This is a genomic window from Pseudomonas sp. dw_358 (genome assembly GCF_018449655.1).
Taxonomy (GTDB): domain Bacteria; phylum Pseudomonadota; class Gammaproteobacteria; order Pseudomonadales; family Pseudomonadaceae; genus Aquipseudomonas.
Map to the genome: position 1 here is coordinate 192,633 of NZ_JAAVUX010000008.1, position 26,627 is coordinate 219,259.

28 protein-coding genes and 3 pseudogenes are annotated in these 26,627 nt (G+C 57.6%); 19 read left to right on the forward strand and 12 right to left on the reverse strand.

Going from position 1 to position 26,627, the window contains the following annotated elements; genetic code table 11:
- Positions 1–1,855: 1,855 nt before the first annotated feature.
- From HB675_RS14395 to HB675_RS14405, 3 genes are all read left to right on the forward strand, one after another.
- A complete protein-coding gene (locus HB675_RS14395) occupies positions 1,856–2,905 on the forward strand; it encodes a hypothetical protein (protein WP_213878996.1) in 1,050 nt (349 codons plus the stop codon).
- 833 nt (positions 2,906–3,738) lie between these two features.
- Complete coding sequence (locus tag HB675_RS14400) at positions 3,739–4,386, forward strand: TetR/AcrR family transcriptional regulator (protein WP_213878997.1); 648 nt, start codon at positions 3,739–3,741, stop codon at positions 4,384–4,386.
- Between the two features lie 239 nt (positions 4,387–4,625).
- A complete protein-coding gene (locus HB675_RS14405; RefSeq protein ID WP_213878998.1) occupies positions 4,626–5,228 on the forward strand; it encodes an SRPBCC family protein in 603 nt (200 codons plus the stop codon).
- 180 nt (positions 5,229–5,408) lie between these two features.
- Here the strand turns inward: HB675_RS14405 and HB675_RS14410 are convergent, their stop codons facing one another.
- Positions 5,409–5,780: an EthD domain-containing protein gene (locus HB675_RS14410; RefSeq protein ID WP_213878999.1), complete on the reverse strand. Its 372-nt coding sequence runs from the start codon at positions 5,778–5,780 to the stop codon at positions 5,409–5,411.
- A gap of 71 nt (positions 5,781–5,851) precedes the next feature.
- Between HB675_RS14410 and HB675_RS14415 the strand changes: the two genes are divergently transcribed.
- Both HB675_RS14415 and HB675_RS14420 read left to right on the forward strand, forming a co-directional pair.
- On the forward strand, positions 5,852–6,193 hold the full coding sequence (locus HB675_RS14415; RefSeq protein ID WP_213879000.1) for a MerR family transcriptional regulator: 342 nt from the start codon (positions 5,852–5,854) through the stop codon (positions 6,191–6,193).
- A gap of 189 nt (positions 6,194–6,382) precedes the next feature.
- The gene (locus HB675_RS14420) at positions 6,383–6,934 is read left to right on the forward strand and encodes a GNAT family N-acetyltransferase (protein WP_213879001.1); all 552 of its coding nucleotides are present in this window, start codon (positions 6,383–6,385) and stop codon (positions 6,932–6,934) included.
- A gap of 75 nt (positions 6,935–7,009) precedes the next feature.
- Here the strand turns inward: HB675_RS14420 and HB675_RS14425 are convergent, their stop codons facing one another.
- Complete coding sequence (locus HB675_RS14425) at positions 7,010–7,384, reverse strand: MerR family transcriptional regulator (RefSeq protein WP_213879002.1); 375 nt, start codon at positions 7,382–7,384, stop codon at positions 7,010–7,012.
- Between the two features lie 74 nt (positions 7,385–7,458).
- Here HB675_RS14425 and HB675_RS14430 point away from each other — a divergent pair, with 74 nt between their 5' ends.
- A complete protein-coding gene (locus HB675_RS14430) occupies positions 7,459–7,908 on the forward strand; it encodes a hypothetical protein (protein WP_213879003.1) in 450 nt (149 codons plus the stop codon).
- A pseudogene (locus HB675_RS25875) lies at positions 7,886–8,005 on the forward strand (hypothetical protein); the annotation flags it as partial. The gene HB675_RS14430 and the pseudogene HB675_RS25875, both read left to right, overlap by 23 nt.
- Before the next feature lie 11 nt (positions 8,006–8,016).
- Here the strand turns inward: HB675_RS25875 and HB675_RS14435 are convergent.
- On the reverse strand, positions 8,017–8,286 hold the full coding sequence (locus HB675_RS14435) for a hypothetical protein (RefSeq protein ID WP_213879045.1): 270 nt from the start codon (positions 8,284–8,286) through the stop codon (positions 8,017–8,019).
- A 362-nt stretch (positions 8,287–8,648) separates the two neighbouring features.
- On the opposite strand from HB675_RS14435, the gene HB675_RS14440 reads away from it, so the two are divergent.
- Positions 8,649–10,733: an acyltransferase family protein gene (locus HB675_RS14440; protein ID WP_213879004.1), complete on the forward strand. Its 2,085-nt coding sequence runs from the start codon at positions 8,649–8,651 to the stop codon at positions 10,731–10,733.
- Positions 10,734–11,575: 842 nt separating this feature from the next.
- On the forward strand, positions 11,576–12,067 hold the full coding sequence (locus HB675_RS14445; RefSeq protein ID WP_213879046.1) for a hypothetical protein: 492 nt from the start codon (positions 11,576–11,578) through the stop codon (positions 12,065–12,067).
- Here HB675_RS14445 and HB675_RS14450 read toward each other — a convergent pair.
- From HB675_RS14450 to HB675_RS14460, 3 genes and pseudogenes are all read right to left on the reverse strand, one after another.
- Positions 11,951–13,228: pseudogene (locus HB675_RS14450) on the reverse strand (IS66 family transposase); the annotation flags it as partial. The gene HB675_RS14445 and the pseudogene HB675_RS14450 overlap by 117 nt on opposite strands.
- Positions 13,229–13,289: 61 nt before the next feature.
- Positions 13,290–13,625: an IS66 family insertion sequence element accessory protein TnpB gene (tnpB, locus tag HB675_RS25880; protein WP_256737544.1), complete on the reverse strand. Its 336-nt coding sequence runs from the start codon at positions 13,623–13,625 to the stop codon at positions 13,290–13,292.
- On the reverse strand, positions 13,622–13,939 hold the full coding sequence (locus tag HB675_RS14460; protein WP_213879005.1) for a transposase: 318 nt from the start codon (positions 13,937–13,939) through the stop codon (positions 13,622–13,624). The genes tnpB and HB675_RS14460 overlap by 4 nt, the downstream gene beginning before the upstream one ends.
- Before the next feature lie 365 nt (positions 13,940–14,304).
- Between HB675_RS14460 and HB675_RS14465 the strand changes: the two genes are divergently transcribed.
- The 3 genes from HB675_RS14465 to HB675_RS14475 are packed head-to-tail and all read left to right on the forward strand — an operon-like array spanning position 14,305 to position 16,219.
- Positions 14,305–15,009 (forward strand): TetR/AcrR family transcriptional regulator, encoded by a 705-nt coding sequence (locus tag HB675_RS14465; protein WP_213879006.1) that lies wholly within the window; start codon positions 14,305–14,307, stop codon positions 15,007–15,009.
- Positions 15,010–15,012: 3 nt separating this feature from the next.
- On the forward strand, positions 15,013–15,912 hold the full coding sequence (locus HB675_RS14470) for an NAD(P)H-binding protein (protein WP_213879007.1): 900 nt from the start codon (positions 15,013–15,015) through the stop codon (positions 15,910–15,912).
- A gap of 1 nt (position 15,913) precedes the next feature.
- Entirely contained in the window at positions 15,914–16,219 is a 306-nt protein-coding gene (locus HB675_RS14475) for a ferredoxin family protein (RefSeq protein ID WP_213879008.1), read from the forward strand.
- 142 nt (positions 16,220–16,361) lie between these two features.
- Here the strand turns inward: HB675_RS14475 and HB675_RS14480 are convergent, their stop codons facing one another.
- Positions 16,362–16,832 (reverse strand): GNAT family N-acetyltransferase, encoded by a 471-nt coding sequence (locus HB675_RS14480; protein WP_213879009.1) that lies wholly within the window; start codon positions 16,830–16,832, stop codon positions 16,362–16,364.
- Between the two features lie 129 nt (positions 16,833–16,961).
- Between HB675_RS14480 and HB675_RS14485 the strand changes: the two genes are divergently transcribed.
- Complete coding sequence (locus tag HB675_RS14485; RefSeq protein ID WP_213879010.1) at positions 16,962–17,405, forward strand: GNAT family acetyltransferase; 444 nt, start codon at positions 16,962–16,964, stop codon at positions 17,403–17,405.
- 127 nt (positions 17,406–17,532) lie between these two features.
- Here HB675_RS14485 and HB675_RS26125 read toward each other — a convergent pair.
- Positions 17,533–17,643 (reverse strand): annotated as a pseudogene (locus HB675_RS26125) (GNAT family N-acetyltransferase); the annotation flags it as partial.
- Between the two features lie 138 nt (positions 17,644–17,781).
- Between HB675_RS26125 and HB675_RS14490 the strand changes: the two are divergent.
- A complete protein-coding gene (locus HB675_RS14490) occupies positions 17,782–18,288 on the forward strand; it encodes a GNAT family N-acetyltransferase (protein WP_213879011.1) in 507 nt (168 codons plus the stop codon).
- Positions 18,289–18,293: 5 nt separating this feature from the next.
- Here the strand turns inward: HB675_RS14490 and HB675_RS25885 are convergent, their stop codons facing one another.
- Complete coding sequence (locus HB675_RS25885; RefSeq protein ID WP_256737559.1) at positions 18,294–18,419, reverse strand: hypothetical protein; 126 nt, start codon at positions 18,417–18,419, stop codon at positions 18,294–18,296.
- A 96-nt stretch (positions 18,420–18,515) separates the two neighbouring features.
- On the opposite strand from HB675_RS25885, the gene HB675_RS14495 reads away from it, so the two are divergent.
- Both HB675_RS14495 and HB675_RS14500 read left to right on the forward strand, forming a co-directional pair.
- Complete coding sequence (locus tag HB675_RS14495; protein ID WP_213879012.1) at positions 18,516–18,812, forward strand: chorismate mutase; 297 nt, start codon at positions 18,516–18,518, stop codon at positions 18,810–18,812.
- A gap of 64 nt (positions 18,813–18,876) precedes the next feature.
- Entirely contained in the window at positions 18,877–19,686 is an 810-nt protein-coding gene (locus HB675_RS14500) for a shikimate dehydrogenase (protein ID WP_213879043.1), read from the forward strand.
- Positions 19,687–19,708: 22 nt separating this feature from the next.
- On the opposite strand, the gene HB675_RS14505 is transcribed toward HB675_RS14500, so the two are convergent.
- Together HB675_RS14505 and HB675_RS14510 are read right to left on the reverse strand one after the other, a co-directional pair.
- Positions 19,709–20,587: an SDR family oxidoreductase gene (locus HB675_RS14505; RefSeq protein ID WP_213879013.1), complete on the reverse strand. Its 879-nt coding sequence runs from the start codon at positions 20,585–20,587 to the stop codon at positions 19,709–19,711.
- Positions 20,588–20,694: 107 nt separating this feature from the next.
- Entirely contained in the window at positions 20,695–21,462 is a 768-nt protein-coding gene (locus tag HB675_RS14510) for an SDR family oxidoreductase (RefSeq protein WP_213879014.1), read from the reverse strand.
- A 117-nt stretch (positions 21,463–21,579) separates the two neighbouring features.
- Here HB675_RS14510 and HB675_RS14515 point away from each other — a divergent pair, with 117 nt between their 5' ends.
- Positions 21,580–22,017, forward strand: coding sequence for a helix-turn-helix domain-containing protein (locus tag HB675_RS14515; RefSeq protein ID WP_213879015.1), 438 nt, complete (start codon positions 21,580–21,582; stop codon positions 22,015–22,017).
- Between the two features lie 50 nt (positions 22,018–22,067).
- Here HB675_RS14515 and HB675_RS14520 read toward each other — a convergent pair whose 3' ends face one another.
- Positions 22,068–23,255, reverse strand: coding sequence for an MFS transporter (locus HB675_RS14520; protein ID WP_213879016.1), 1,188 nt, complete (start codon positions 23,253–23,255; stop codon positions 22,068–22,070).
- Positions 23,256–23,365: 110 nt separating this feature from the next.
- On the opposite strand from HB675_RS14520, the gene HB675_RS14525 reads away from it, so the two are divergent.
- Together HB675_RS14525 and HB675_RS14530 are read left to right on the forward strand one after the other, a co-directional pair.
- Positions 23,366–24,016: an HAD-IA family hydrolase gene (locus HB675_RS14525; protein WP_213879017.1), complete on the forward strand. Its 651-nt coding sequence runs from the start codon at positions 23,366–23,368 to the stop codon at positions 24,014–24,016.
- Between the two features lie 132 nt (positions 24,017–24,148).
- Positions 24,149–26,554, forward strand: coding sequence for a DUF3772 domain-containing protein (locus HB675_RS14530; protein WP_213879018.1), 2,406 nt, complete (start codon positions 24,149–24,151; stop codon positions 26,552–26,554).
- Positions 26,555–26,627 lie beyond the last annotated feature (73 nt).

A 26,627-nucleotide genomic window follows, 5' to 3' on the forward strand; every position in this document is an offset into this window, starting at 1 on the left:
AAGACCAAACTTGGAAGCGACATCCAACTCTAGATTATATTGATGGCTGCCGCATAAGTAGCCGCCTGTAGCTTCGTGTTACAATTCATTTTTTTAGATATCTGCTTCAAATGATAATTGACGGTATTGCCAGATATCCCCAAGATCGCAGCAACATCATATGTGCACTTCCCCTCCGCGGTCCACCGAAGTATTTCAATCTCTCGCTCCGTCAGCGCCGACGCACCACACTCAAAAAGCTTAAGAGCCACGCAATAACGCCGGACCAAGTCATTTAAATATCTGAGCTTCCAGGCGGCTGCTCCCTTCTCACCCTCCGTCACTGCCGGTCCATTCCGGGTGTAGGAGATGGAGTACAACGTACTATCAGCACCCATGGCCGCGTAAGTGATACCGTGCGCTCCTAACTCGCTTTCTGGCTCCTCCCAGAGCAAGCTATCGCCAGATAATGAGGCTTGGGACCATATCACTACATCTGCTGAAGCAACGCTTCTACTCGCTACTCGTTCAAGCCCAGAGAATTGTACGTTGCTACCTTGGTGGAACGCTGACTGACCTTCCCCTGTCATTAGGTAGAAGCTGGGGCGCGTGAACGGCACCGATGACTTCATGACTAGGGTTGCCTGCTGGAAGAGACTTCCAACAGCTTCCAGCCTAAGGATACGCCCAAGATCATTTAGTCCTCGGACTTCATCAAGCGCAGCATCGATTTGGGCATACCACTTCACGCACTCACAGGTCATACGCACCTCATAAATTCACGCAGCTGTCTTTGTTTTTATTGTAAAACTATATGTCTAATTCTTCAGAACCAGCGGACTCGTAGTATAGGAGTAAAAATTCGAAAATGCTTTTGATCTGATTGACGGGCTCGCGCCGCGAGACGGCTACCACCACTCCACACCTTTTACAACTATCAAAATTAGTAGCTAGACAGGTCGAGTTGTATTCATGGCCGCTCCCGTGACCTTTGAAACATTAGGTATCATCTAGCATTTTCGCTTCCAGCTACAAAAAATAATGCAACAAATCGAAACCCTATTTCTTGGACGCCGAGCACAATTTAGCTACAAGAGCGATAAGGTAGCGCCCAATTAATACAAAAAATCAAAAAACGGAAGATTAATAGTGTTTAGGATGTTTGAAAAAGCGAAATGCAAAAAATAAATCAATCAGACTTAAAAACTCACCAGCACATGTGCCGCTCTGCTAAATTTTGCTTAACAAATCCAGAACAAGATATTTTGGGAGTACTGATTCGCGGATGACGGCCCAATGACTTTTGAAGGTAGATCCGCAACACAGCCCGCTACATCCGCCATCCCTTATCAGGATTTTCTCGGCTTCACTCTAGCCGTCGCCTGCGCCACCAGCGGATCATCCGGCCAATAATGGTTGTTATCACATAGGCCCATTCCCCATTGACTCACCCAAGACCAATGAATACGGGACTGCCAAAAGTCGCGTTCGGAATCCGATTGACAGTCAATACTAAAGCTTTAGATTGACAGCCTCCGTGGGTTTTGCGGCATTGATTGACACCTACTCAAGTACGAGGTGTAACGATGCTCGCTGAGGCTTGACACTCTGAGCCGAGTCGAGCGATACCATCGCGTAGATAAATACAGTGGCTACTCAGTTAAAAAGCGCGCAAAAGGCGCTTACACAGAAATGCTTTGGGTTCAGTAACTGCTTGATCGACGGAGAGAGCAGGCAACGCGTTGCATCATCATGAATGGCGACTGACGGCAATACGTATCTCGTGCTCACCGTGAAATCTGTTGCTTGATGACGAGCTTGGCTTTCTCTACGTGCAGCCTCATGATGGCCATCTTTTTTGAGCCCGAGTGCCATCATGGACGATTTGACCGCTTTCTACCTGACACATGTTCGACCTTACTTTGGTCAATCGCCGAACGACGCGCTCCTCAATCAATACGAGCCAATTGCTGCTGGCGAGCTGCGCCAGAAAATGCTGGTAGGGGCTGAAGGGACTGGGGACAATCCTATTTGTCGATTTTGCGGGCTGGGACCAGATGCAACCACGTTTGAACTAGTACCCCATGCGGTGCCGGAATTCCTTGGCAATACCAAGCTCATAGCCACAGACGAGTGTGATATCTGCAATAATAAGTTTGGCGGAACTATAGAGAGCGACCTTGCTAACTATCTCGGAATAGAACGAATCCTTACCGACATGAAGGGGAAAAACGGCCTACCAAAAGAAAAATTCAAGGGAGGCTCAATCCAAAAAGGAAAACATACAAGACTTGTTGAAGTGTGTTCTGCCCCAGGAGGTAGATCTGTAACATACGACCGAGCTCAAAAAACTATAACTTTCAAAACTACTAGGGCGCCTTACGTCCCGGCTGGAATTTTCAAATATCTAACTAAAATTGCTATATCTATCATGCCAGATGAGCATTTAGAGCAGTTTTCAGAATCTAGAAAATGGGTCGAAAAAGCTCATGACGACTGGGAATTCTTGCCCGCCTCGGCGTTCCACGCCATCAAGAGCACTATATATCTTCCGAACCCATATCCATATGTGCACATCCTCCTAGCCAGACGCAAAGCTAACACTTTCAACTGCCCTTACATGCTATTCCAAATTAGTTTTAGCAATATAGTTTTGCAAATTCCGTTATTTCGAGGCGAAGCAGACATCCCCGTCTTCGGAGAGCGATCACTCAACCTATCTATACCAGTCATTCCGAATCGCTACGGCCTACATCCGGCCACTCGCCCTCTTGTAGAGGTGGAAGTTTTAGATCTGAGCAACACTGATAAATTAAGAAACGACGAGCAGATAGTAACGATGTCGTATGACTCCATGATCAATGTGGACGTCTCAAACCTTACCCTTGACAAAGGTCAAATTAAAGTAATTGCTAAAACAGACTAGCCAACAGAAACCCTCATGATTTTCGCTGATCTCGGCTCGCAAAGCCTGGGGCACTGGGTTCCCCTTTGGCACGAGGCTCGAACAGGTCCTCGACGATATAGGCAACCGCACCATCGCTGTAGACGCGTAAACGCGTCAGCCCATAAGTAAACCCGACTCTGGTATCAATTGAACCGCCCAAGGCACTGGCGGGGCACAGCGATAAGTTAATCCCTACAGCAAGGCCCTCAGGGCTAAATAACCAAAATCGGGATTAGCCACATGCTGCAACCACTCCTCGGCCAGCGCGCGCGTCCAAGCGATGGCAGACCATCGCCCCCATCAAGAATTGCTGGTATGTCGCTGGTCTCAGCCGCTAGGTTTCATTAGACCACTACACAGGAGCAGCTCAACGATGTAGCCCGAATGCTGAATCTACGTCCACGAAAACACTAAACTATGAGACGCCAGCTCAGAGATTTAGCCAATGTGTTGCGTCCACCGGTTGAATTCACAGTTGATAGCGGCCAGTCACCACAGGCTGCTACCGGCCAGAACCGGCCATTAAGCTGCAACACGGACCTGTAGGACCGACCTTGGTCGGGAAGCAAACGCCCAGCGACCGCAGGCACGACGCGGTGTCGCTTTCTCGAGCGAGCTCGGTCCTGCAGGGGTTCAGTGAGGCTCTAGACGTGGGCGGCTACCGGCCAGGCGCAGCCTGTCGTTTGACGCGGTCTCGAATCGCGCGAACATTCTTTCTGATGAACGTAAAAGCGCTTCAATCGACAGAGGCTAAATTTACTCTCCAAGGTTCGGTAGAATGAACGCCTTCAGTCATCATTGAGCCCGCGACCATGACCTCGGCCAACTTCCCTGACCGACCACGCAAACGTCCGGCTCAAGCCCGCTCTGTGGCGACCCTCGAAGCCATTTATGAGGCGACCCTGCAAGTGCTGATCACTGAAGGTCCCGAACGTTGCAACACCACGCGCATTGCAGAAAGAGCGGGCGTTTCGGTTGGCAGCCTCTACCAGTACTATCCAAATCGCCGCGCACTACTGGCTGGCGTCCTGGAGCGCCACCTTGAGCTCGTGGCCCGAGCAGTAGAGCAAGCCTGTGAACATAACCACGGAGCCTCTGCTGCGGTAATGGGTGCAGCAGTCGCCAACGCGTTTCTCGACGCCAAATTGATTCGCGCTGAAGCGTCCAGTGCGCTCTATGCCATCAGTGAAGCCCACGGCGGTCCAGAATTGGTTCTGGCCGCCCGCAATCGCATGCTGTGCGCTGTGGCCGAGCTACTGAGGAGCGCCAATGACGCACATTTTGAGCATGTTCCCACGGTTGCCCTTGTGTTGTTGAGCGCGATGGTGGGACCGGTCAAAGAATTGCTTGAACATGACTACAGCCTCCAAGCGGTGAATTTCATCCGACGGCAGCTGGTGAATATGGCGGTCGCTCATCTGCAATCCTGCGCAATACGAAACGCCAACGACACCGCCTAAAGCCGTTAAAGAGTTGTGGCCGTCATGCCTCGGCATGCCATATCAGGTACCCCGTCCATGGCGGGTGCCGTGCTGACAGACTTCAGAACATTCAGCAAAACCTGAGAAAACTTACGATTTGGCGCTTGCGAGCAGGCTGTACCGTCGATAACTCTAGCCTTGCAGCCAACGGCTGAACGCGAATGGTTGGGCACCCCAGACGGATAGATAATGTCAGTCCAATCTCACAGAGCCCTGACATGCGCCGTTTCACTTCTCATAAAGCGGCTCTACGTCTTTGCGTCGCAGGGACTCTGGCGATGTTGCTGAACGGCTGCTCCAATACCCCGGGCGGCCCACCTGTCACCACCTCGAAGAAGACAGAGATGCATCCAGTATCCATTACCCTTGAGGAAACGTTCAGCGTACCTCGGCGGACATTATTCGACTTCATTGTCGCGGAAGATGTGCTTCCAAAGGTTCTGACCGGCTATGGCCCTTTGCCAGGCGTGGTGTCAACGCGAGACGTGAGCGGGCCGTGGGATCGACCGGGATCCTGGCGGCATGTCGTGCTCACGGACGGCGGAACAGCGCGCGAGCAGGTGACTGCATTTGATCGAGAGACGTATTTCGCCTACCAAGTGAGCGAATTCACATTTGCTGTCAAATACCTTGCCACTCATGCTCAAGGCCAATGGTGGTTTACCGAGCCTCAGACGGGCGAAACTCAGGTTCGCTGGACCTATACCTTCTACGCCAAAAACTCGTTGGCGGTCGTCCCGTTAAAGATTTTCGCGACATTGTTCTGGCGAGGCTACATGAAAGTATGCATGGATCGCACGCGCGAACAGCTCGGCGATTGATACCACGGCAGACTAAAGTCGAGTTGAAAACGCCGTGATGACAGGGTTCGACAGGTGGCTGGCGCTGACCAGACAGCAGCAATCGGCCAGAAGCAATCGATTGCCAAAGGCAGCGCTTGCCCCCCCTGAAAATGCCTGCGCACAATCAAAGGATAGCGTCTGCCAGGCGTTCAAGACGACCTAAATGACCTCATGCTCCATGCCGTACCATAATTGCGACCTGGTCAAATCGACGAAGCGTTGCTCGTCTTCGATGAGATCCTTCAGGGCTTGGCGGCCTTCGGGTGATGCCCTCGCGGCCAGGTGCGAGTCCAGATCATCCCACCAAAGTTCAGCGCATCCATCAAAGTCTACACTCTCGGTACCCCGGGCTCGCTGCAATGCACTTTGGGCCGCCGGGTTAGCCAATGGGGTGGTCTGAACGTACTTTCGGATTCCCAACAACGCCGCATGCTCGCGCACCAGCGGCGCATGCCGATTTCGCCAGTGCTCATCGAACTCCCCTCGCGTCAGCCTCGGTTGACGTTTCACGCACATGATCAGCTTCAGCATCGATTTCCCCTCACTTGTTTCGAAGGCGCTGATTCTGTAGCGTGACAGTACTGTCAGAGTCAAGGACTGCCATGAAGATCGGAGCGCTCGCATCGCTCACCGGTGTCAGTATTCGAATGCTGCGCTACTACGAACAGGAAGGGTTACTCAAGCCGCAGCGGGCGGCGTCTGGATATCGTCTTTACGGGGCCGAAGAAGTAAAGCTGATTGACGCGATCATTTTGCTGAATGACGCGGGTCTCACTCTGACGACAATCAAAGACGTGCTCAAATGCGCGCCCGCCGTGACAGCCACCTCAGTTCCTCTGTGCGCCGTGTTGAGGGCAAGGATCTGGCAACAGGTTACGGTGCTTGATCAAAAAACCGAGGCTCTGGAGCGCAGCCGAGAAATGCTGATCAGCCTACTACGCTGAACGATCGGTCGTTCTGCTGATGCTTGGGCCAGGCCTGATGGCTAATGGTAAACACCGGCACTCCCGGAGAACGCTGTTTAGCGGATAGGCCGCTGCCAGCCGATACGGTTGAAAAACCCAGCATCCCCTCCGTGTCGCCGTGTGTCTAGAAAGCACATCATCAGCGCACGACCATGAAATGTGACTTCGATGACCACGATAATCAAACGACTGACGCCGGATCATGCCTCGGCGTATCGAGCGCTTATGCTTGAGGCTTATCGCCTACATCCCGATGCTTTCACTTCCGATGTCGGCGAGCGCGAAGCCTTACCCATCGACTGGTGGGAGAAAAGGCTCACGAGTGGATCTGATGCTGCCGATGCGGTGTTTGCTGCATTTGAGGGTGAGGATTTGCGGGGTGTCGCTGGACTTTCTGTTGAAAGAAGAAAGAAGGCTAGCCACAAATCCACGCTCTTCGGAATGTACGTTCCACTCACTCATCGAGGGAGAGGTATCGGACATGAACTGCTGCGCAGCGTTCTGGCCTATGCGAAATCCCAACCTCAGCTTTTACTCGTTCAGCTTACCGTCACCGAGGGCAATCGAGGTGCACGAGTGCTGTATGAGCGAATGGGGTTCAAGCCGTTTGGAATAGAACCACTGGCGGTAGCACTAGGCGAGCAATTCATTTCAAAAGTGCACATGTGGCATGATTTACGAAACGCTACCAGTCGGCAGCGCGGTGTACCGGGTGATTAACCGGTGGTGGTCGTGCCTGAGTTGAGGCCCTTTGAAAAACCGACTTTTTCAACAGAATCGGCCAGAAGCGATCATTCAGGGCGAGGTATTTTGACCGGTGCCCATCAACGGGCATACCTGCCCCGCACGCTCGGCCAAGAGATTGCGCAGCGTATGCATTTGTCGGATGCGCTCATCGAGCAAAGCGATTTTATCTTCAAATAACTGAGCCAGCCGCTCGCCGGAGGCGCTTTCGCTGTTCCACAGCAAAGGCAGATTTTCGCCGATCTCTCTTAGCGAAAATCCAAGCTGCTGCGCCAACTTGATATAACCGACCAGTTGCAGCGTCTGCTCGGGATAAAACCGATAGCCGTTGGCAGCACGAAGCGGCTTGATCAAGCCTTTCTCTTCATAAAACCTAAGGGCGTCGACTGATACCCCCGTGTGTGCCGCCACCTCTCCGATCTTCATGAATTTCAATCTCGCGTTGACTCTGGACCTAACACCAGGCTTTAGCCTGCGGGCTCGAACTGGGAGAGGCCATTATGATCAGCGTCAATAGAAACCTACAAATTGTCCGGGCCAGTGCTTTCTACGACCTGGTCGTTACCGCGGGCTTTATGACGCCCTGGACCGCCGGATGGGTGGTTAAAGGCTTCGCTGCGTTATCCCGCGTGCTTGCATTGGACCGACCAGCACCAACACTGGACATGACCGCCATGCTTTTCGCCAATCTGCTCGGCAGCGTGGTGGTGGTCTGGTCGCTCTGGCGGCTACGACAGCCGAGCCGCAGCGTTGGATTATATGACGCCTTGGCGCGGATACTGTTCGCAATCTGGCAACTCTTCGCGGTAGCTCACGGCGCCAGTTTTCTGATCCTCGGCTTCACCTGTTTCGAAGTGGGATTTGCCATGGCGCAAATCCTGCCGCTGAACCCACTACAAAAGGTTCGGACGAATCCAGGGATCGCCCGTGAAGCGGTTTATTCAAGGTGAACACCGAGGCCAACGCACCTTGCTTCCCGAAAGCCTCGACGATCACGTCACGGATACCAATCCGGTGCGCGTAGTGGACGTCTTTGTCGACGAACTCGGCCAGGTCCATCACCCCATGCTGGCACCCCCAGGCAATACAGGCGCCACGATCGCCTTCCTCAGCCGCTTGCCCAACGCAATCCCCGGCAGCTCAATAAACCGGTAGGTAAAGCTCGCGATAGCCAGCGTCAGAACCATCGGGATGATGACCAGCACTGTGTTCATCATGCCGTTACCCGTGTCGATATTGGCGCCTGTCGCGACTTCAATGGGGTCACTGGGCAGCACGGTGCCAATAGGGTTGCCGTAGATCCCCAACATCAGCGGCGTCTCGAACAAGACGGCAGCGTGCTCCTTGTCCGTTCGTACTGGGTTTAACGTTGAAGCAGTTCCTTATCAGCACCTGGGCCACTGCTTCGCCTCGACGGCATTATTGCCGTCACCTGTTTGCGCTTCAGGGCTCTTTCGAGTCGGTCAGGCAGTGGTGCTGCGCTGCCCTCTCCCACCTCATCTGGGTTTAGCTGAGCAATAGCAAACCGTCGCCAATGGAGCGCTGGAATAACGGTTTCTGACGTCATAAAAAAAAATTAATAAAAAACTGAACTTTTGCAAACTTTGTTTCTACACTGCATTCCATCACCAGGCGAGCCCGCTGTCCGGCGAAGTGATCAATCCCATTCCCCCGGACAGGAGCGCGTCTCATGGCGACACTCGCGGCATCGGCCACCCTCGAAAATGAGCAGAGCAAAGCCACCCTTTATTACCCGGGCTACCGTGCCGATATCGATGGACTCAGAGCCATTGCTGTTCTGGCTGTGGTGGGTTATCACGCCTTTCCTTCCACCATTCGTGGCGGCTTCGTCGGCGTAGATGTGTTCTTCGTCATCTCGGGCTTTTTGATCTCCAGCATCATTTTCAACAGCCTGCAAAAAGGCCAGTTCAGTTTCGCCGAGTTTTACACCAAACGCGCCTTGCGTATCTTCCCGGCCTTGTTGATTGTGCTGCTGGGTTGTTTTATCGCAGGCTGGTTTACGTTATTTGCCGATGAATTTCGGCAACTGGGCAAACATATACTGGGCGGCGCCCTCTTCTCCTCCAATCTGTTCCTGTGGAACGAGAGTGGATACTTCGACACAACCGGCGAAGTCAAACCGCTCTTGCATCTCTGGTCTCTGGGTATCGAAGAACAGTTCTACCTGGCCTGGCCGCTGGTGGTATGGGTGATCTGGAAACGCAAGTTCAGCGTCCTGGCGGCGGTCACCGCGCTATGGCTCATTTCGTTTTCACTGAATCTCTACCTCATCGGCACGGCCCCCTCCTTCACCTTCTATATGCCGCAGACACGCATGTGGGAGTTGCTAAGCGGGGCCATGGTCGCCTATTGGGCGCAGCCGGCGGTGGACAATGTGGCTTATCTGCCACGGCTCAAGGCACGCCTCAAGCGTTACTTTGAAGGGCATGCGCGTCTGGAAGCCGCCGTGCGCAACACGGCGGCGGTAGCGGGCGCTGCATTGCTGGCCACCGCGTTTGCGCTAGTCCGCGCCGAAGACGCTTTCCCAGGCTGGTGGGCCACATTGCCGGTCGCCGGCACGGCGTTGATCATCCTCGCCGGTGGTGGTGGCTGGATCAACCGGCATCTGCTGAGCCAAAAGGTTGTGATCTGGTTCGGTTTGATCAGCTTCCCGCTCTACCTCTGGCATTGGCCACTGCTGTCGTTTTCCCGGATCATCGAAGGCGAGTTTCCGTCCAGGGAAGTTCGCGTCACGATGATGCTGCTGGCCGTGGCGCTGGCGTGGCTGACTTACCGCTTTGTCGAAACGCCAATCCGGCACAAGCGGATCAAGGTTCCGGCGCGTGGGCTGTATCTCGTGCTGATCGTGATGGGGGGCCTGGGCGTCAGTGCGTTTGTTACCGACGGCTTCAAGCAGCGCAGCAACATGCAGGGCTCGGGCGCGGCCTTTGCCCAGTTCGTAGGGCCCGTGTGGCAGTTCACCAACAACCCCACCTGCATGACACGCTATCCTTACAACGGAGCGGGCAAAGGCAACCGCTGGTTCTGCATGACCAACCAGAACCTGCCGCCCACAGTGCTGCTCTACGGCAACAGCTACGCCAACCACCTGTACCCGGGGCTAACGCAGACCCCTGCCCTGGCGGGCAACACCTTCCTGTCCATTGGTAACTGTGCGGTGGGTGCGGCGGAGCAGGCGACCCCCTATGCCGATGAAGGCATGAGCCCCTGCCAGGCGAAGGAAGCGCACGAGCAGGAAGACTTCCTGTTCGACCTGGTGCGCCACAACCCCAGCCTCAAGTACGTAATCATCGACGGGCTGTCGGTCATGGGGGACGAGGCTTACTACGCGCGGATCGACAAGCGGATCGACACCCTGACGGCGCAGCATCTCAAGGTCATCGTGTTCGTGCCGCACCTGCGTTTCGACACCGACATCAAGGAATGCTTCTCGCGGTTCCCCGGGGTCAAGCCCAGCCCGGCCTGTATCGTGGCAGCATCGGCGCGAGCGGACTTCACCCGGAAATTCCAGCCCCTTGAGGACTACGTGCACGCCAGCCATCCCAACGTGCAGTTCTTCGACCAGAATGCCGCTGTGTGCGATGACGTCCACTGCTCCATGACAATGAATGGCATGCCCGTGTTTCGTGATCAATTCAAGCATTACTCGGAGTATGCCAGCGGCCGGGTGGCCAAGCTGTTCAGTACCTGGGCAATGCAAAACGCACCCGACTTGATTGCCCCCTTGCAGGCGAACGCCCAGCCCATCAACTGACCGCTGTCCAGTACGGTTCCAGGCCGAGTGTTATGGAACCGAAACACGGCCTATTCAGGGTTCCGCCATTGGGAAGCCTACTTCCCGGCCGATACTTCCAGGAACAATCAGGCAGCCCGTTCAAGGATGACCTTTGTCCATCCTTCTTAAAATCATCGGCACTAACGGTTTGATGAAGGCGCTGTCGGCGCGAGAAAGGCTGAATTCGCCCATCCGAGAGGCTGTATAACCGCGTTGACGTGTTCCAGGCCGCTACCGATGCGACCCGCGGCATTGGCTGTGCGCTCGCTCAGCCAACGAACGTCGATACGCCAAGACGATGAGGCCCATGAATGTTTGTAAGCGGCCAGCGAACACACGTTGCACAGATCAGGCAAGCATCCATTGATACGACAACAGCCCCCCTATCTCGTTGGTTCGCTGCGTCGGCACAACCATGTCAGGGATGCTGAAGCAAATACGCCGCTCAGAGGTGTCCAGTACCAGGGCAGCAGAGCGAGCGTTAAGATTGTCTGTGCCGGGTCGATGCAAGATGCACATTAGCACTGATGATTAGCCCAAGAGGCCGACCATGATATTTCTCGTTAGGAGTAAACCCACCGAAACGCGTGCTGTAGTGTTTTTCGTTCTAGTCGACGTAGCGATAGCTTTAGCCCATCAATTTTGATGCTAATAAATCCAGGACGAATCTTGTGGCGTTCGGGATTTTAAGCCTCCGGCCCGTCAGCTTTGCTAACCGCCATAGCTTATAAATTCTTTTCTCCTGATGTGCCGGGCAGGGCTAAAGTTTTGGCTGTCTAAGCCGAAATACTCGAAAGACAATAAATATTTTGAGAAAGGCCATGAGGCGAAACGATTATGATTTCAAGATCGTTGCTTTGAAGAGAAAAAGGAAAAACCTTCGGCTGTGGCTGCTTTTTTTAGTTTTTGTTATCACTTTGTTAGCTCGATGTGAGAATGGCAGCCCTGTCCGAATAAATTATGCCGATGAGTATAACTCGCTTCATTTAAAGCAGCTTTCTGCTTGTGAAAGTGCTCATATGCGGATGCCGAACACGGCGGGTTCACAGCGAGCTATTTATTCTCTCAGAAAAGGTGGTAGTGTCGATATAAGTTTGCTCAAGGGATTATGGATTAGCTTTGATGCCGATGAAACCAAGTGTTATGCAACCCTTGCGGAGGGGTTAATATTTTGGGATAACGGGAGGTTGGCGCCCCCCATCTTCCAGATAGCGCGTCAGCGCTACCCAGCGTTTCAAACTGTAATCCAGGGCTTTGGCAGTCGCCGATCCGTTGGGTACGAGTTCGCGATGGGTCAGCATCCAATCGTGTAAAGCATTCGCCAGCGGCACCGCTTTTTCTTACCGTACGCGGCAGCGATCTTTGTTGTTCATCTCTCGCGTCAAGCGTTCAACTTCGTACAAGCCACCTATCGAGTGCAGTGCCTGTTCGGCCAGCTGACTTTTATTCGCCACGTGCAGATCGAAAAACTTACGCCGGGCATGGGCCATGCAGCCGATTTCGGTAATACCCTTCTCGAAGCCTGCTTTGTAGCCAGCAAAGTCATCGCACACCAGCTTGCCGTTCCAAGAGCCGAGGAAGTTACGCGCATGTTCACCCGCCCGGCTCGGGCTGAAGTCATAAACCACAGCTTTGAGCACCGAAAATGGCGTGGTGCAGTAAGCCCAGACATAGGCGCGATGGGTCTTCTTTTTACCGGGTGCGAGCATTTGCACCGGCGTTTCGTCGGCATGAACAACGCGCTGAGCCAGCACAGCTTCTCGCAGGGCATCCACCAGCGCCTGAAGCTGTACCCCCGTCTGTCCGACCCATTGGGCTAGTGTCGAACGGGGAATCGCTAAACCGGCTCGCTCGAATATTTTTTCCTGTCGGTACAGCGGCAAGTGGTCAGCGAACTTCGCCACCATCACATGCGCCAGCAGGCCGGCAGTTGGGATTCCCTTGTCGATGATATGGGCCGGCACCGGTGCCTGAATCAGCGTCTCGCAGTGACGACAGGCCCACTTTCCACGCACATGTTGTTCGACGGTAAATACGCCCGGCGTGTAATCCAGCTTCTCACTGACGTCCTCGCCAATGCGCTGGAGTTGGCAGCCGCAAGTGCACTCTGTGTTTTCTGGTTCGTGATGAATCACGGTACGTGGAAACTGCGGCGGCAGCGGTGCACGCTTGGGACGTTGCTTCAGTTTTTCTGGAGCAGCAGGTGGCTGCAATGCCTTCAACTCGGTATCGATTGCTTCAAGATCAGTGCAGAGCAAGTCGTCGAGCAAGTGGCCTTGATCTGGGCTGATCTGCTCGCTGCGTTTGGCAAACCGGTGGCGCTTGAGAATGGCGATCTCGTGCGTCAGCTGTTCGATGATGGTTTGGTCGCGATGGATCTTTCTGTCCATGGTATCGACCTTCGACAGCAACTGCGCTGCGAATGTACGCAGTTGGTCAGGTGTCATTTGGTCGAGATCGGACAGAGAAGTCATAGGCTGGATTTTACCAAAGCCGGCCGCTTGCAGCAGTAGCTCTAGGAGCTAACAACTTTATTTAAAGCAGAGTAATTGCACCTCCCGCGCCGACACGTTGCCAAGGCAACCCGAGTACCAAGGCCTGAAGTTGTTCGGCATCCAGTTCCAGCTCGCCGCCTTGCCGGATACCTAGCCAGTGAAACTTGCCTTGATTCAAACGGCGAGCGGCGAGCCAGACACCAATCCCGTCGTGAACCAACACCTTCATGCGATTGGCGCGGCGATTGGCAAAGAGATAAGCGCAGTGCGGCTTCGCCGCACCGAACACAGCGACCACTCTGGCCAATGCAGTCTCAGTACCGGCGCGCATGTCCATGGGTTCGGTGGCGAGCCAGACGGCATCGATGCGAATCATTGGGCGAGGCCACGAATGAAACTCGCGCAGCCGTCCGGATCTGAGGCTGGCCATTTAACGGTGATGGATTTGTCGCCCAGAGGCAGGGAGATGATCACCATTTCTTCTGATAAGCGTCTCGGAACTGCTTTTACGGGAACGAACGCTGGCAGGGTGGTAGGTGATTGATCTTGGTAAATCGGCAGCCACTTGCGGATCACGTTGGCGTTGATGCCGTGATGGATGGCTACGCTGGAAATCGTCGCCCCCGGTTGCAGGCATTGCTGGACGACCTGGGCTTTGAACGGTTTGGGATAAGAGCTTCGTTGGCGCATGGAAATCCTGGCGATAAGGGAGATCGCGTCCGCTTAAAATACGCGGACACCATCGCCCTTAATGCTGGAGTTCGGTAGGTGACTTGGCCGGACACTTACCTTTCTTCTGCCACATCGTGATTTGATTCTCGTCGCTCCATCACTTCTGGAGGAGGTTGCCTGCGTGATATCGAACCCGAATCCGTCACCAAAATGCTCGCCTGCAGCACCTCGATTCTGGGTGTAAAGCAGTACACGGGCTCGTCTCAGAAATCGGAAAATAAAGCACGCCAAGCCGATTGCAGCGATTTTCCAGCGCAGTCACAGCATTTTCTCTTTTCCGTAAGTGAGTTTTCACTTACTCTGTATGCAAAGGAGAAATCGCTATGCCTAAGCAATCCAGAAAACTTGACGCAGCAGATCGGAAAGAAGCCATCTTGGTAGCAGCAGCCTCTGTGTTCGCAAGGCTTGGTCGAGACGGCGCCACAACCAAAGACATCGCAAAAGCGGCAGGTGTTTCCGAAGCCCTTCTGTACAAACACTTTTCAGGGAAGGACGCGCTATACGAAGCACTTGAAAGCCATTGCGTTGAAGCGCACGCGGTTGGCACTTATCTTTTCGATGACGCAACGCCCTCGACCGAGAGTCTGGTGAAGGGGGTCGCTGTGCTGGTGCAGGCTGTGTTTGCGGGGATAGGAGAACAGCAGTCCCACGAGGACACTAAGCGTCTCGTCACAGCCAGCCTGCTCGGCGATGGCCGGTTGGCGAAGGCGTTCCTAGCTCGACACGTGAATCCGTGGATCTGTGTTTTTGAGAAATCCCTTGAATCCGCCCAGTCGGCTGGCGACGTTGAAGAGGGTATTCACGTAGGCAAGGCGGAAATCTGGTTTGTCCATCATCTCGCCCACACGCTGCATCTGATCAGTCTCGCTAAAGACGAGCTTGTGGACTACGGCATGCCTCGGCAAACGTTGATCGAAAGCACCGTCCGCTTTCTATTGCGCGGCCTTGGATTAAAGAACGCTGCCATAGACCGGGATTACAACCCGAAAGAGCTGACCACCCTTTTTGAACGAATCAACCGAGCGTAAATCATGACACCCATCAAAAAGATTGCAGTCATCGGCGCGACAGGCCGTCTTGGCGCGCCGGTGACGGCAGAATTAGCAAAGCGTTTTCAAGTTCGGGCGATCGTCCGTTCTCCAGATAAGGCCAAAGCGATGCTTCCGCCTCAGATCGAGATTGCGCAAGGCAATCTCCGGGACGTAGATAGCCTACGCGCGGCACTGGAGGGCATGGACGCTATTTACCTCAATCTCGCTACCGAAACGGCGAATTTAGACCTTCCATTTTATGAAGAGCGAGAGGGCGTGGAGAATGTGATGACCGCTATTCAAGGACTGAACATTCAATACATCGCAAAGATTGGCGCACTCGGCGCCTACCCTCCAGCTCTTAAAAGCCTGAAAGACAACATGGTTCCGAACATCATCAGGATGGAGGGGCACAAGATCATCGCGGACTCCGGTATCCCCCATACGTTCTTTGCCCCTACGCATTTCATGGAATTGCTGCCGAACATGATCAATAAAAACGCCTTGCAATGGATCGGAAATACAAAGATAAAGATTTATTGGATCAGCGTTGTCGATTATGCGCAGCAGGTGGTTAAGGCCTTTGAAAATCATGCATCCATACCGGAGCATTGTGCGGTTCAGGGCCCCGAAGCCATCTCTGTCAGGCAGGCGATGAAACGCTTTGTTGAGCACTACGATCCCACTTTAAAAATTCGCATTGCTCCCTTATGGGTGATGAAGATCATCGGTTTCTTCAACCCCCATATGAAGTTTGTCGCTCATCTTTTTGAATATTTCGGGAATCATGAGGACCCCTTCTACGCCGAGCAAACCTGGCAAAAACTGGGTAAGCCGAAAACAACCCTTGAACTGTTCGCAAAAAAAATACGCCAGAAAAATCAAACGGTAAAGGGCTGACATGAATACACATAAATGTCTCGACACGAATCGTCCCTCCGGCCGAGTTATCCCAGTTGTGGATTTCAGTCGATGCGAGGGGAAAGACGCTTGCGTAATCGTTTGTCCCTACGACGTTTTCAAAGTTCAACCGATTGAACCGTCTGACTACAAACAACTTTCGTTCCTCGCAAAAATAAAGAACCGTGTTCATCGAGGCCTGGTCGCCTACACACCCAATGCGGATCAATGCCATGCCTGTGGCTTGTGCGTGACAGCGTGCCCAGAGCAGGCTATCAAACTGGTAAACGTAGGCAGGGCAGAATAATTTTCGCGATATAAGACATTGTAAATGCATCAGCCGTTATCGTTCCAAAATGCGATGAGGGCGATGGGACGGTCTCCCTGTGCGCCTATGCGCTCTACCCCCCGTCAGAACGAAACCCTGTTTCGCCCCCGCCAGAGCCCCCTCAGCCGACCAATCGCTTGTGCATAGGCGTGCATGCCAGCTCAAGCCCCGAAGGCGAGGTATAGATGCCGCCTACCTCCCCGTGGTAACCACACCGATGGTAGAACGCAGTGGCATTCGGGGTCGCGTCCAGATGAATTTCAGCAAGCCCAACCTCAAGCGCCAGCCGCTCCAGGTACTGGATCATGGCTTTACCAATGCCCTGCCCCATGAACGCGGGTAGCACAAACAGAGCGCCCAACTCTCCGGTCTGGAAATCGATCAGACCCGTGGCAACCGCCACTTCCCCCCACCATGCAATAGAGTACTGGCGTTCTACTCTGGCCCGGTAGCGCTCGGTCAACGGCACCTGTGTCCAGGCTTGAACCTGTTCTGGCGTGTAAACGGCAATACACTGGTGTCGTATGGCCTGAAGCCGGATATCGAAAGCGACCTCGGCGTCGCTGTACCTGGCCGGACGGATCTGCAACATGCTCATTCTCCTGTGGGTTGCGCCTGCAACGCCGGGATGTTCGGCTCGGAGCGCTACCGGGCTAAAAGCAGCCGATAGACAACCCTTACCTACACAGCTAGCGTGCCCCCTTAACTCAGAGGCCGGACCATGGACGTGATTACGCACTACTCAGACGAACACCACCGAACGGCCGTCATGACCCTCTGGAAAATTGTGTTCGGCTACGAAACCGCGCATCACACGCCCAGTCTTGCTATCGACAAGAAACTTGCCGTCGACGACGGCCTCTTCTTTGTCGCGCTGGCAGACGATGAAGTCACCGGCACCGTTCTCGCAGGTTACGACGGCCACCGTGGTTGGTTGTACTCGGTTGCGGTGCATCCTGCACATCGAGGGAAGGGCTTGGGGGCCAGGCTGGTTCATCATGCCGAGCGTGCCTTGACCCAGTTGGGCTGCATGAAAATCAATTTGCAGATCCTCAGGGCGAATGAGGGCGTCACCGCCTTCTATGAAGCGTTGGGCTATTCGACCGAGCCCCATATCAGTATGGGAAAAAAAATCGAGTCGAATATCGTGCCCCCCGACGTGTAGGCTGGGAATACGCGTTTGCGCCCGCGCTTCAGTATGGGTTGCTGACGCCCCGTTGCTCGACACCCCGGGTGTTCGATTCACTCGCCAGGAACGGGCTCTGATGACGCCTAGAGTTGGGCAGTCTCAGTCAAACATTCAGTGGCTTGGTCATGATGAGGGTGCGCTCGGCGCCATGGAACTCGTCGCGGACTTGCTGATACCCCAACGCGGTATACTGCGTGCTGATCGAGACGCTTGATGACGACGTTGCTCGCGGGTATGAACGATGCGTCTACCGATTGATCGGTCGCTCACTGCCCTCAATACTGTGGACCCCGGAGCCGCCCTACGCTTCAAAGGCATTGAACCCGGCAGAGCGTTTATCAGGAAGCATGGCTTGAACAACCTGACCCTTAGAAACGCCTTGGTCACTGACGCCGCCGTGCTGTGCGAAGCAGAGCGTGAAACCGCTCGAACACCTGGGCTGCTGATCTCGCGCGCGAGTGAACTCAGTCGTGAATCCTTTGCGGATAAAATCGATGCGTTGTCCCGTACAGGTTTATACATGGTGGCCGAGCGAAACGGCCTGGTGGTCGGTCATGCGCTATTGGAACCGTTCGGGCTTGAGGCCCTCGCTCACGTATCCAGTCTGACGGTCGTTGTTCATCCGGGCAACCTTGGGCAAGGTGTGGGTCACGCACTGATGACTGCATTGCTGGAATGGGCCCGAGCGCAGCCGGCCCTGCTCAAGATCGAGCTGCGGGTGCGTGAAACCAATTCCCGCGCTCGGCGCCTTTACGCGACGTTCGGATTTGTCGAGGAAGGACGCTTGCAAAAGCGAATTTTGCTGCCGGACGGGACCTTTGTTGCCGATGTGCACATGGCATGGTTTGCCTCTGATTGATACGTTCAGGAAATGTCGACTTTGCGGTCTACCGCCTGTGCGACGGCGACGCCTGCGCCTGTAGCGCGGCTTTTGTGGCGGGCGGCAGTGAGGGCGCCGTCGAGGCCGTCGTTATTGAACAGCTGACGCACGCTCGGCGTCTTGCGTGACTGACACGATATTGCCCGCGGGTGCCCACCCCGGTTAAGGTACCAATCCCCACCCTGGCCGTTAGAGAAAATTCACACATGGATGTCACCTGCACCACCCTTGAAGAAGTCCGCCAGCACATCGATCACATCGACCGCGAAGTGGTCGCCCTGTTGGCCAGCCGAGGCAAACTGGTGACCCAGGCCGCCGCGTTCAAGAAGACCCGCCAGGATGTCCGCGCGCCCAGTCGGGTGGAGCAAGTCATCGACAAGGTCCGGGCCCTCGCACACGAGACCGGTGCTTCGCCCGACGTGGTGGAGCAGGTCTACCGGGCCATGATCAGCGCGTTCATCGATGACGAACTGAAGACCCACGCAGCGCTGGCGCACGCCTGATCTTCCAGGTCCCCCGGCGCTGCCCTATAGCCTGCGAACAGCAGCACACATGTCGGAGCTTCTCATGATGGGTGGCGCAACACAGCTGGTGGCGATCGTGGGTTCGCCGATCGCGCAGGTCAAATCACCCGCCAACTTCAACCGCTGGTTCCAGGAAAACCACCTTGATCTGGCGATGATCCCGGTTGACCTGCATGCGGACGCCGTACCGGCGTTCATCGACACGCTGCGCGGTTGGCACAACCTGAAGGGCTGCGTGATCACCGTGCCGTACAAGCAAGTCATCGCCCCGTACCTGGATCACCTCAGCCAGCGGGCATCGCTGCTGGGCTCGGTGAATGTCGTGCGGCGCGAGGCCGATGGCACCTTGTGCGGTGACAACGTCGATGGCGAGGGCTTCGTGGCTGCCGCGCGCCAGCAGGGTTTCGCGCCCGAGGGCAAGAAAGCCCTGATCCTGGGGGCCGGCGGTGTCGGCAGCGCGATCGCCTGTGCGCTGTGTGAAGCGGGCATCGCCGAGTTGGTGATCACCGACCTCGATAGCCACCGGGTACAGGCCTTGGCCGCCACGCTGCATGACGCCTTCCCGAACACCTGCATCGGCCATGAATACCAGAGCCTGGCCGACTTCGACCTGGTGGCCAATGCCTCCCCCGTCGGCATGGGCGATAGCGGCGAACTGCCGTTGCCGGCGGCCATGCTTGAAACGTTGGCGGCGGGGTGCCTGGCGGCCGATGTGGTGACATCCCCCGTGACCACCGCATTTCTGGCGCGGGCCCAGGCACTGGGCGCCACGATACAGACCGGCCCGCAGATGGCCCGCGCACAGATGGGCAACCTCGGCCATTTCATGGGCGTAATGCCTTTAGGCATCTGAGCGGACGCCTGCCGCTGTGGAATCAAACGCCCTGCAGATCTTCAAGCAACCCAGGCCCGTTTGGCGTCCATCCCAGCTCGGCGCGGGTTTTGGTGCTCGTGGCGACCAGATCCATCGCGACAAACCCGCTCAACCAACCAAAATGTACCGCTGCCTCCTTCTCGGGCAAGGACACCAGCGGCAGGCCCAGACGCAGGGCCACGGCCTCGGCGATGCGCTTGAAACTCACACCCTCCTCTGCCACCGCGTGATAGCGCGCCCCCGGCCGGCCTTTCTCCAGCGCGAGGCGATAGAGCAACGCTGTGTCCGTGACATGGGCCGCCGACCATCGGTTCAGGCCCTCGCCGACGTAAGCCGAACGTCCCGTGCGCTGGGCATGGGCAACGGCGTAGCTCACCAGCCCCTGCTTGACGGTGTCGTGGATCTGCGACAAGCGCATCACCACCACATTGACCCCGCGCCGGGACAGCGCCTCGCCCGCCAGCTCGGATGCAACGCGCGGGTTGGCGTGGTGGGGGTCGAAATGATCCTCGATCGACGGCTGGCCCGGAGCGACCACCCCCGCAGCCGCGCCCGAGGTGATCAATAGTGGCCGCTCGCTGCCCTCCAGCACCGAGCCCATGGCGAGAATCGCTCGGGCGTCCTTCTGACAATTCTCGGCAAAATGGCTGAAGTCGTGATCGAAAGCGGTATGAATCACCGCATCACAGGCTTCGGCCCCCTGTTGCAGGCTGGGCAGATCCTCAAGATTGCCGTACAGCACCTCGGCACCGGCAGCCTCAAGTGCCTGGGCGCCGGCCTGGGAACGGGTCAAGCCCAGCACCTGATGGCCGGCGCCGAGCAACTGCGCGACGACCCGCGACCCGACAAACCCTGTAGCCCCAGTGACAAATACCCGCATGATCGTGTTCTCCCCTGTTGCTTTGCGATGGATGCAAAGCAGCCTGCGCTCGATCTTTATCCTGTAATAGCCGTGACGTTATCAGGGTATAGGGACTAACGGGATAGTCACTCCCCCGCCCGTGCCGCCGCCATCTGGTCGTTGAAGCTCTGGAAGAACGCCTCATACCCGCCATTGGCCTCGGCAAAGCGCAGCGGCTTGACCCGTTCCACCAGGATTTCATCGGCATCGGGCGAGTGCTGCAAGATGCCCATCACTTCGTCGATGAAATCCTTGAGCGGCATCGCATGGGGATCATGGGCCTGACGCTCGCCCATCAGTTCGGTCTGCACATAGGGTGGCGCCAGCTCGTGGACTTTGACCCCCGTGCCCTTGAGCTGGTAGCGCAGGGACTGGCTGTAGGAATGCACCGCCGCCTTGGTGGCGCAGTAACTGGGGGTCAGGGCCAGGGGCAGGAAGGCCAACCCCGAAGACACCGTGATGATCGCTGCATGGGGCTGCTCGAGAAAGTGCGGCAACAACCAGCCGTCCAGACGCATCGGCCCCAGCAGGTTGGTGTTGACCGTGGCTTCCAGCTCCGTAGGCCCGGCGCGCAGGGATTCGCCCCGCATGATGCCGGCACAGTGAATCACGGCGTTGAGCTTGGGATAGGTGGCGATCAGTTGCTCGGCCACGCGCCGGGTGTCGGCCGGGTCGCTGATGTCGAGTACGACATGGCGCAGTCCGGGGGTCGCCTCGGTGACTTGTTTGAGGAGCGACTCGCGGCGGCCGGCGATGATCACTTCATTGCCCAGCGCAAGGAAAGCCTTGGCCAGTTCGCGGCCGATGCCGCTGCCGCCGCCGGTAATCAAGAGCGTATTGCCTGTGGTTTGCATGGTTGTTTCCTGTAGGGTCGGATAAAGGTTGCGACTTGATCTACCATAGGCATCACACGCGCAAACGGGAAGTAGGCGCCCGAAAGTGCCGTACTTACCCAAAGGAAACCATGGCTGATGAACGACTCGATGCACGCTGTCACCCGTCCCCCGCAATGGCCCCATGGCAGTGGCCAGACCGATCCCGAACTGGACCGACTGGTACGGGAAATCATCAGCCGCATTGCCGACAAATGGACCATGCTGGTCATCGAGACCCTGGCTGAACACGGCTGCCTGCGCTTCACCCAGCTGGCCGCGCAGGTGGGCGGTGTCAGTCAGAAGATGCTGACCAAGACCGTGCGCCAGATGGAGGCCGACGGCCTGCTCCTGCGCACGGTCTACCCGCAGGTGCCACCGAAAGTGGAATACCGCCTGACCGAGATCGGCATGAGCCTGGGCGAGGCCTTCTGCGGCGTGTGGCTCTGGGCCGAGCGCCATCGCCACAGCATAGAAGCGTCACGCCAGGCCTACCTGACTCAGCCCGAGGCGGACGCCATGCCCGGCAGTCGCTGACACAGGCATCCAGCACGCCACACCTGGCGCAGCGCGGCCAAGGCCGGGCGTCAGTCGACCGGCTGCGCCACAAGCCGGGTCCGCGAGATGCCCCGCAGCAGCCATGCCGAGGCGACAAACGCCAACGCGGCGCTCAGCACATTGGCGAAATAGCCGGCGTTCAGGCCGTAGAGCCAGGCACTCGACAGACCGCCCAGCGTGCCGCCAGTCTGGTACACCGCGTTGAGTGACGAATTCAAGCTCCCTCGGCGGGAGGCTTCCACCAGGCGCATCGCGTCACCCAGGATCAACGCCAGCATCAGGTCGCGCCCGAAGGCAAAAGCCATGTAGGCAGCGCCTTGGGCAATCGGGTAGCCCGCCGTCCATGGCACTGCCTGGATCACCACGGCAATCGCCAGTGAGGCGCAGGCGCACACGCGCAGCGGGTTGTTGAACCGACGGGCCAGCCTGGCGGAAAACATCGCGCCGAAGAGCCCGCCGACCTCGCCGACGAAGATCACCGAGCCGATAGTGTCCACACCGAACGATGCCAGCCCGTGCTGCACCAGCCAGCTCGGATAGAGCCCCAGGAACAGGTACACACCGATCGCCCAGCAAAAGTAGGCGGCCATCAGCGGACGGGTGCCAGGGCTGGCCGCCAGCGACGTCAGCCGCTCCCGGTACAACGCCAGGCTGAGGGGCGAACGGGACAACGAGCCCGGCGGCGCTGCCGGCAAGGTCAGGGTCAGACCGGCCAACGCGGCGCAGACCGCCGCCAGGCCAATGATCGTGACCTGCCAGGACACAAGCCCGCCGAGGACGACGCCCATCGACAACGAACACAGGAAGGCTATGGGTGCGGCGGTGGTGACACGCCCGGCGGCCCTCGGGCGTTCGAGCTCCGGCACATAGTCCGCCACGGCGGCAAAGATCGAGGCGCCGATCATCGGCATGAACAGCCCAGTCGCCGCCCGGCACAGCACGATCAACACTGCGCTATGGGACGCTGCGGTGGCCAGCAGCGTGACACAGCAAGCGGATGCGCCGATGACGATGAAGCGCTTGCGGCCATAGCGATCGATCAGCGGGCCGAGGGCGAGGTTGCTGAGCAAGGCCACCACTGGAAAGGCGGCCAATATCCAGCCGGACGCCTCGGCAGACAGGGCCAGCTCATGCTGAATGAACGGCAGCAGCGGAATCATCATCGCCACGTTGAAATTGATGATGAAAAAAGCGGTCCAGAGGATTCCAGTGACCAAAATGGGTGTCCCTTATCGGCAGCAGCGGCAAGAATGCGTGAATCTTCAGCATCCGTGACGCACTCTTTGCCCGTCAAGGCCTCTAACTTCCACACTTCAAAGGAGCCAGCATGTACTCACAACAGCGATTTGCCGCGTTTCTCTTCGACATGGACGGCACCCTGCTGACCTCCATCGCCTCGGCCGAGCGGGTCTGGACGCGCTGGGCGCAGCAGCATGGGCTGGACGTCGCCCGCTTTCTGCCGACCATCCATGGGGTCCAGGGGGTGGAGACGATTCGCCGGCAGAACCTGCCCGGTATCGACCTCCAAGCTGAAGCGGCGTGGGTGCTCGAAGAGGAAATGCGCGACACCGAAGGCACGGCGGCCATCGACGGTGTGCTGCGCTTTCTGCACAGCCTGCCCCCCGAGCGCTGGGCCATCGTCACCTCTGCCCCGCGGCCGCTGGCCCTGATCAGGCTGAAGGCCGCGGGGATCGAGCCGCCCGCGTTGCTGATCACCGCTGAAGATGCGCCGCGCGGCAAGCCGGCGCCGGATTGCTTCCTGCTGGCCGCCGAGCGCCTGGGGGTGGATATCCGCCAGTGCCTGGTGTTCGAGGACGCACCGGCCGGCATCACCGCCGCCCAGGCGGCCGGGGCCAAGGTGGCGGTGATCACAGCCACCCATAGCCATCCGCTGGACACCGAGCACCCGACCCTGAATGACTACAGCGGTTATCGTGTCAGCGTGGATGACCAGGGGCTGCAACTGCACCCCGTGTGATCGTGCCATACCCCAGAGACACAGCCCGCTATCGCGGGCGCCTGCGCCATTTGCTGTCTGGCGTCGAAGGCGGCACACTCTGCGCCGGCAGATCCTTGGCCATCGCAGTACTGTCAACCAGAGAGAATTCCTATGCAGCATGATTTGCGCAGCCCGATCGTCATCGGGCTGCTCGCATTGCTGGCCCTGTGCTTCACAGTGCCCGCCTGGGCTCAAGCAGCCCCCGCGACCCCGACACCCGCCACCACCGAGCAAGCGGCAGAGCCGCAAGGCCCGACCCTGGACGAGCTGAGCGATCAGTTGGACCTGGTCCGCCAGAAGGTCTCGGTCAACGCCAACGACGACCTGCTCTCGAACCTGCGCCAGAGCGCCCTCCAAGTGCAGAACCAGGCCGACACGCTGTCGGCCGCGCAAGCCGTGGAGCTTCAGCACCTGGGCGACCAGCTCAATATTCTCGGGCCGGTGCTGCCCGACGAACCGCCCAATTTCGCCAGTCAGCGCAAGACCCTGACCGCGCGCAAGACCGCACTGATCAAGGACCAAAGCGACACCAACCTGCTGAGTCAGTCGGCACGCAACCTGGCGACGCAGATCTTCAGCCTGCGCCGCAGCCTGTTCGACTCGCAGATCAGCGCGCGCTCGGCGAGCCCGCTGAGCCCAGTGTTCTGGTCCAACCTGATCCGCCCGACCGACGATGACGTGGGGCATATTCGCGGTCTGATCGACGACGTGCACGCTGTCGTGTCCGCCGCGCTGGCACCGGGCAAGCGCGTGGTCTTCGGCGCCATTGTGGTGGGCGCCGTGCTGCTGTGGGCGGTGGGCCGACGCCTGCTGGAACGGCTGCTGATCAAGATCATGATCCGCTGGCTGCCGGAAGGACGCCTGCGACGCAGCGCGCTGGCGCTGGCCATCGGCCTGTTGACCATCGCCATCATCTGCGTGTCCGCCTCTTTGTTGCGCGGGGCGGTGGTAGGCGACGCGCAATTAAGCGACAACACGGCCAATCTGTTCGACCAATTGCAAACCCTGGTGGTGTTCTGCGCCTTCGTGGTCGGCCTGGGCCGGGCCTTGTGCATGGTCGCCTACCCGTCCTGGCGCCTGACGCCGCTGCCCGACGAGATCGCCGCAGCGGTGGGCCGCTTCCCGGCGGTGCTGGCCCTGGCGCTGCTGGTCATCGGCACGCAGGAACGCATCAACAGCGTGATCGCCAGCAGCCTGGCGCTCACCGTCGCGGTCAACGGCCTGACCGCGCTGGCCATCGCCCTGACTTACCTGTTCGCGTTGTGGCGCTACCGACGCACTCGCCGCCGCCTCGGCCTGGAGCGACCCGCCGGGATCGCCCGACTGCTGCCCTTCGTGGTGGGAGCCTGGGTCGGCCTCAGCCTGCTGGCGCTGCTGTGCGGCTACCTGACCCTGGCCTACTTCCTGGCGGTGAAACTGCTGTGGATGAGCGTGGTGGCCGCCACGGCGTATCTGCTGATCGCCTGCCTGGGCGATGTCTGTGAAACCCTGCTCTCGCCCAAACAACCGGGCGGCGCCGCCCTGGGCGCGGCCTTGGGCCTGTCCGAGCGTCATCAGGCCCAGGCCAGCACCCTGCTGGCCGGCGTCGGCCGCACGCTGTTGCTGCTCGGCGCGATTCTGCTGGCGTTCCTGCCCTCCGGCTCCAGCCCCGGGGAGTTGCTCGCACGCCTGACCCAGATGGGCCTGACGGACCAGCCGCTGGGCAAGCTCAACATCCTTCCAGGGGACATCCTGCTCGCCCTTGCACTGCTGGCGGGCGGCCTGTACAGCCTGCGGGTGCTCAAGGAATGGCTGGGCGAACGGCTGCTGCCGGAAACCAACATGGACGCCGGCATGCGCGCCTCCCTGGTGACCCTGGTGGGCTACGTCGGCTTCGTTGTCCTCGCCGCCATCGTCATGTCCACCCTGAACATCAGCCTGACCAACCTGACGTGGGTGGTGAGTGCGCTGTCGGTAGGCATCGGCTTCGGTCTGCAAGCCATCGTGCAGAACTTCATCTCCGGCTTGATCCTGCTCACCGAGCGCCCGGTCAAGGTCGGCGACTGGGTCAGCCTGGCCGGCGTCGAAGGCGACATTCGCCGGATCAACGTGCGCGCCACCGAGATTCAGATGGGCGACCGCTCGACGGTGATCGTGCCCAACTCGCAGTTCATCACCCAGAACGTGCGCAACGTGACCATGGGTAACGCCCTGGGCGTGGTGGGCATTTCCCTGACCCTGCCGCTGGACACCGACGTCACCTTGATCCGCGAGCTGCTGCTCAAGGCGTTCACCGAGCATGAAGCGATACTCGACACCCCTGCCCCCTCGGTGACCTTCAAGGACCTGACCACCACCGGCCTGATCATCAGCGTCAGTGGCTACGTCAACAGCCCGCGCTCGGTGGGCGGCGCACGCAGCGACCTGTTGTTCACCGTGCTGGGGCGCCTGCGCGAAATGGGCGTGGTGCTGTCGGCACCGCAGAGCATGGTGTTGATCAGCGAAGGGCAGAACAAGGCGCCGGAGGGCGGTGCTTGACGCGCTTGTCATTCCCAGGCAGCAGGCGCTGAAAAAAAAAACGGCTATCCGAAGATAGCCGTTCTGTAAAACT